The organism is Siphonobacter sp. BAB-5385, from assembly GCF_002261125.1.
Lineage (GTDB): Bacteria > Bacteroidota > Bacteroidia > Cytophagales > Spirosomataceae > Siphonobacter.
This window is the reverse complement of the sequence record NZ_NMPS01000045.1, coordinates 1-5,736: the sequence shown is the minus strand read 5'-3', so window position 1 is coordinate 5,736 and position 5,736 is coordinate 1. Positions and strand designations below refer to the sequence as shown.

Annotated in this window: 4 protein-coding genes; 3 read left to right on the top strand and 1 reads right to left on the bottom strand. The window is 46.1% G+C overall.

The window, feature by feature from the left end:
- Positions 1–672: 672 nt before the first annotated feature.
- Positions 673–2,172, bottom strand: coding sequence for a M28 family peptidase (locus tag BWI93_RS04035; RefSeq protein ID WP_094808871.1), 1,500 nt, complete (start codon positions 2,170–2,172; stop codon positions 673–675).
- A gap of 188 nt (positions 2,173–2,360) precedes the next feature.
- Between BWI93_RS04035 and BWI93_RS04030 the strand changes: the two genes are divergently transcribed.
- The 3 genes from BWI93_RS04030 to BWI93_RS04020 all read left to right on the top strand — a co-directional run bounded on the left by BWI93_RS04030 (position 2,361) and on the right by BWI93_RS04020 (position 5,378).
- Positions 2,361–2,891 carry a DUF2911 domain-containing protein gene (locus BWI93_RS04030; RefSeq protein ID WP_094808870.1) on the top strand — a complete coding sequence of 177 codons (531 nt, stop codon included), beginning with the start codon at positions 2,361–2,363 and terminating at the stop codon, positions 2,889–2,891.
- Positions 2,892–3,120: 229 nt separating this feature from the next.
- Positions 3,121–4,266 (top strand): acyltransferase family protein, encoded by a 1,146-nt coding sequence (locus BWI93_RS04025; protein WP_094808869.1) that lies wholly within the window; start codon positions 3,121–3,123, stop codon positions 4,264–4,266.
- A gap of 56 nt (positions 4,267–4,322) precedes the next feature.
- Positions 4,323–5,378 (top strand): isoaspartyl peptidase/L-asparaginase family protein, encoded by a 1,056-nt coding sequence (locus BWI93_RS04020; protein WP_094808868.1) that lies wholly within the window; start codon positions 4,323–4,325, stop codon positions 5,376–5,378.
- Positions 5,379–5,736 lie beyond the last annotated feature (358 nt).

The window sequence follows — 5,736 nt, the reverse complement described above, 5'->3', positions numbered from 1 at the left end:
GCCCCCGGCCATGATGACTACATACGTGTGTTGAAAGCTCATCGAATATGTTAAAGTGTAGTTAAACGCAGGAATACGATTAACTATGTGGCGGTATAGTAGGACAAGTCCTAACTACAAGTATAGACTATTTTTAACAAGCCTTTACAAAATCAAAAGCATTTATAAGCAATCTTCTATACTTCTTTGATTCTTTTTATTTTAAATCAAAATAGTTAAAGAGATATATGCTTCTAAAGCTTTGAAACAGTAATGTTCTTTTACTTACGCAAAAAGAAAATAGCCTGGATTTTCGGGAAGTTCACTAGAGCGTATGTCAATAAGGTACTGTATTCATAATGAGTGAATTGGGTTGCGGGTTGAAGCGTGGATAAGTCGATAATTTAAGCGTAAAACAAAGAGTAGTAAGAAGCTGAAGAGGGTAGCAGTTGTTCTAAAATCGATCATGATAGTCTTAATCAGTAAACGAAAAACTATCAAATTTATAGGCTAAACAAAAGGTAAGGTTCGGTTGAATAACTCCAGTATTAACTAAGTTCTACTCGCGTGAATAGCGTAAGGAATAGCAACAACTAATAATTATACATTTTGTTTACATGAGTATCTTTAAAAAACGGAGAGCCGGTTTTCTATCGCAGAAAACCGGCTCTCCGTTTTACGTATATAAAAATGTTATTTCCCGTACAGGGCCTGGCTGGCGGCTTCGTACTTATCGCCTTTCACCCACTGGGGTCGCGTAGCCCTATTGGCAATAAGCCGGGCTACGTAGGCGTAGGTCTGACAGTACTTGAGCAGGTAGGGATAGCTAATCGAATCTGGATTGTCGGTTACCTGGTGATAGAACTTAAACAGATCCGCATCAAATTTGGTAAAGCCCGGAGCAATCGTTGGAGCCGGAATACCCTTCGCTGCGAAGTTTACATTGTCCGAACGATCAAACAGTCCCTGCTCGGGAGCCGGATCCGCGTTGACTTTTAATCCAAAGGCTTTAGCCGCCGTTTCAAATTCTGCCTGCGTACCCGTACGTTCAAGTCCAATCACCGTAACGAGTGTCGTATCATTATAACCTGCTCCATCGCAGTTCAAATTATAGATGCAGGATTTCATCGGTACCAAGGGGTGCTCGGCGTAATACTTGCTACCCAGTAGTCCTAATTCTTCACCCGTGAAATTCAGGAACAGAATGGAACGCTTCGGTTTCACTTTCGAAAGGGTAGAAGCCGCTTCGAGGACGGCAGCCGTACCAAAGGCATTATCCCGCGTACCATTAAAAATACTATCTGCTTCCGTGAAATTTCCACCGCCGTTTTTACCCGTTCCCACGTGATCAAAGTGAGCGGAGAGAATGACGTACTCGTTCTTCAGAACCGGGTCCGTACCTTCCAGTACTGCCGCCACGTTGTACGAACGAATAGGCTTTTTATCCTGACTCGGCGTTTGTCCGGACAATTGCTTCACCTGATCACGATTGAAGCCTTTGCTGGCGGCTCCGCCCAGCCACAAATGCGGGATTTGAGATTTCTTGTTGGATTCGGTAGCCACACGCACCTGTTCCCGACCAAAGTAATTCGCTACCGTTTGCCAGGGCAGTTGCGGAGGTAATACTTCAATGAGTCCAACGGCTCCCCGGTCCGTGGCCCATTTGGTTTTCTGTTCAGCGGTTTCAAAGCCCTGCATGGGCGACTTGGCATCCGCTGTACCAAACTGGGCTACAACAATTTTTCCTTTTACATCCAGGCCCTGGTAATCATTTTCCGTACCATAGGCCGCAAACACAACAGGTACATTGTTGAACGTGGCGGGTTCGCCCGAAAAGCTGATGAAGTGTTGTTTAACCTTGAGTGTATCCGCTCCGTAAGTGAGATAACCCCGATTGCCAGGACTTACTTTTTCCAAAGCTACAGACTGCAGATAATCCGAACCGGCGGGCTTAAGGCCCAGACTCCGATACTGTTCGGCAATGTATCGGGCGGCTACATTATTGGTAATCTCACCCGTACGACGTCCCAGCATTTCGTCGGCGGCCAGAAATCGAACGTGCTTCCCTACTTCTTCTACTTTAAGATTAAATTCGGGCAGGGTTGGAGAGGAGCTGGCTTTCTTGGGTTTCTGGGCGTGTACGAGTGTCGTTCCCAGTACGCAGCACAAGGCAGCTTGAATCAATACTTTCATTACAGGTAAAGCTTGGTGAATGATGTGGAAGGCGTAGAGGAATGGTGTTTCCCTAAGTCAACGCTTGTAATTGCGAAAATGCTTGAAAACTTTGGCACGTACTTGTCTCACATTAAAAAAAACCGGGTTAAATTCTGAACATTTGTCCAGAATGCCCGTTTTTCGTAGGTCTTAACTATTTGCATCACATGAAAAAAGCCCTTTTAACCTTCTTTGTAGCATTCTTTGCATTGACTAGCCTCGTATTTGCCCAAAACCAGCCGCAGGACAAGTCAAAACGTCCTAGCCCTCCGGCTCAGGCTATGGGTAAGGTAAATGGAAAAACCATTACCATCGATTATTCACAGCCTTCCGTAAAAGGTCGCGATGTCTGGAAAGAGGAAAAAATCGCACCCTACGGAAAGGTATGGCGTACGGGAGCTAACGAAGCTACCATCTTTGAAACATCCGGCGATCTGAAAGTAGAAGGTAAAGCACTGCCTGCGGGTAAGTATTCGCTGTTTACGATTCCCGGTGAAAAAGAATGGACGATCATCTTTAACAAAACGGCCGAACAATGGGGAGCTTACAACTATAAGGAGGCTGACGACGCTCTTCGCGTGAAAGTACCGGCTCGCAAGGCTCCTCAAATGACTGAGAAGTTTACAATCAAGGTAGCCAACTCCGGTACAGTAAGTATGAGCTGGGCAGATACCATGGTTGACTTCAAAGTCAAGTAATCTGTTTCCATTCGTACAATTGGTGAAGGCCCGTAGAGATATCTACGGGCTTTTTCGATACTATAGGGTTATAGTTGTGAGATAGGCTTATCCATAGAAAATTCGGTATATAGAATAAATGAATGCATTTAATACTGAAATTTAAAATGAAACGACGGTATATATAGGTATTCAGAGCCTTTTTGCCCATATTTAACCGCCCAAGGCCAGACTCCTTAACTGCCCCTCTATGTCTCTTGCATCTACCGTTCCGGAACCTGCCGTTGCCCAGCCCGTGCCCGTCAAACGCCTTTTATCGCTGGATACCTTACGTGGCTTTGATATGTTTTGGATTATGGGCGGGGATGAAATCTTCTATGCCCTGGCCAAGACGACGACCTGGGGGTGGGCTGCCTTCATGGCGGACCAGTTTACGCATCCGGAGTGGAATGGCTTTCGGTTTTACGACCTGATCTTCCCCCTTTTCCTATTCATGGCAGGAGTCTCCACCCCGTTTTCCATTGGAAGCCGGCTGCAGAAAGGGGACGACAAAGGTCCATTAGCCCGTAAAATTATTACGCGGGGAATCACCTTGGTCATGTTCGGCATCATCTATAACAATGGATTGTTCGTAAAGCCCGTGGAGGAAATTCGGTTCTGTAGTGTTCTCGGACGAATTGGGCTGGCGGGTATGTTTGCCCAGTTAATCTACGTATACGCTAATCGACGGGCTCAGTACTTCTGGTTCTTCGGAATCTTGCTCGGCTACTGGGCTGCGTTGATGCTCATTCCCGTACCCGGATGCGGTGCGGGCGTTCTAACCATGGCATGCAGTCTGCCGGGTTACGTAGATCGACTGTTAGTACCGGGGAAACTCTATTTGACCATTCACGATCCGGAAGGCTTACTTTCTACCGTCCCTGCTATCTGTAACGCCCTGTTAGGAATGTACGCCGGTGCCCTTTTAAAAGAGTATACGTCTACCGCCGGACAGAAAATGAAAACCCTGATTGGTGTGGGAGTAGCCTTTTTAGTACTGGGCTGGCTTTGGGATAATATATTCCCCATAAACAAGAATTTATGGACCAGCTCTTTCGTACTCGTCACGGGCGGCTGCAGCCTGCTGCTGTTGGCTCTGTTTTACTGGATCATTGATGTCAGGCAGTATCAGAAAGGGACGATTCTATTTACCGTGATCGGCATGAACTCTATCTTGATCTACCTGGCGGTTTTAATCATTAACTTTGAACACATCGCAGACTTCTTCTTCGGAGGCCTGATCCATCAACTAACGTCTGAACCCTTAAAAGCAGTCCTGACCGTAGCCGGAATGATTTTGATGAAGTGGCTCTTCCTATATATACTCTATCAAAAGAAGATATTCCTTCGCGTTTGAGTTCTTCCTAGTATATATAGAAGAGACCGTCTTTGTTTTACCTAAATCTGCTTCCCATGAAAAAATGGTTATTCCTATTATTTAGTACCACGGCCTTTGCCCAAAGTCCTGATCCTTCTAAAATAACCTTGGTCTTACACGGCGGAGCCGGAACCATTACCCGGCAGAATATGACGGCTGAGAAAGAAAAGGCGTACCGCGAAGTACTGGAACAGGCTTTACAGGCAGGCTATGCTACACTTAAAAAAGGAGGAACGAGTCTGGATGCCGTAGAGGCCACCATTCATGTGATGGAAGATTCTCCGTTATTCAATGCGGGAAAGGGAGCCGTATTTACCCACGAAGGCAAAAATGAGCTCGATGCTGCAGTCATGGATGGCAAGACGCTTAAAGCAGGAGCAGTAGCGAGCGTAACCACCATTCGCAATCCTATCTCGGCAGCTCGGGCCGTGATGGAAAAATCTGAACACGTGATGCTGATCGGTAAAGGAGCTGAAACCTTCGCCAAAGATAAAGGACTCACCATCGTTGACCCCAGCTATTTCTACACCGAAAGCCGATGGCAGGCGTTGCAAAAAGCGATAAAGGAAGAGAAGGTCAAACTGGATCATACTGAAGAAGCACCAAAGAAACCAGCAAAGGCTCCTAAGAATGCCAGCAGTCGGGCCGAAGAGTTAATCTTCACGGAAGGGAAAAAATTTGGTACGGTCGGCTGTGTAGCATTGGACCAATACGGAAACTTGGCTGCTGGCACATCCACGGGGGGAATGACCAATAAGCGATACGGCAGGGTAGGGGACGCCCCGATCATCGGTGCCGGTACCTATGCAGATAATAATACGTGTGCGGTTTCGGCTACGGGGCATGGTGAATACTTCATCCGATCCGTCGTTGCGTATGACATTGCAGCCCTCATGCATTATAAAGGACTATCCGTACAAGAGGCTGCCAAAGAAGTAGTGAATCAAAAGCTGGTTGAACGCGGAGGCGAAGGCGGCGTAATAGCCTTGGATGCCAAAGGGAATTTCTCGATGCCTTTCAATTCAGAAGGAATGTATCGAGGATACATCCAATCAGATGGCTCGTTTAGGGTAGACATTTATAAAGACTGATTCCCTATACTATCATATATACTAGAAGAAGGCGGGCAGGGAATACCAGTCCGCCTTCTTCTAGTATGTATATAGCTGAATAGGCAAGTCATCACCTATGCAATGAAGTTATAATACACACAGTATTTATAAGGTAGACAGAAGAAAGTAAAGGTGTGAAGGAATAAGGCCGCAGAAAGTGAAAGAAACCGGGCGAAAGAGCCGAAGAAGTGCTCTAAAAGGCAGCATTTAGGGATTTGCTTGGGTAACTGAGGGGCTGTAAAAAAGTTTCAGGAATTTTAGGCAGCTAAACTTCTGGAAATCAGGGGAGATTCAAAAAGGTCAGTAAATATTTTCAAAGTAGGCTTGACAAGGGGGA